Below are 376 nucleotides of genomic sequence, written 5' to 3' on the forward strand. Positions count from 1 at the left end.
ATAATAGAGACAGAGAATAAATGGGGTGAAAATGATGCAGTTGGAAGAATTAATGAACAAGCATTATAAAAAATTGAACGAAAACGATTTTCATGTTTTGAAATATATTTTGAACCATCAAGACACTTGCTACAAGCTGGGCATCAACGAATTAGCAAAGAAGTGCAATGTATCCCGCACATCGATTTTAAGACTTTCTCAAAAACTGGATTTCAGCGGGTACAGCGAGTTCAGGGTGTTTCTGAAGTGGGAGGCCGAGAAGCGGGAAGAAGAGCGGGAAGATTGCCGTTCCTTTGAAAGCCTCATGAGGGATATGGAAGCGAGCATGAAATATTTGAAAAATACGGATTTGCGAAAGATGTGCCAGCTCATTGAC

1 pseudogene is annotated in these 376 nt (G+C 40.2%); it reads left to right on the plus strand.

The window, feature by feature from the left end:
• Positions 1-31: 31 nt before the first annotated feature.
• A pseudogene (locus tag J0695_RS46545) lies at positions 32-376 on the plus strand (MurR/RpiR family transcriptional regulator); the annotation flags it as partial.

It is taken from the genome of Streptomyces beijiangensis (assembly GCF_017315755.1).
In the GTDB taxonomy this organism is placed as follows: Bacteria; Actinomycetota; Actinomycetes; order Streptomycetales; family Streptomycetaceae; genus Streptomyces; species Streptomyces beijiangensis.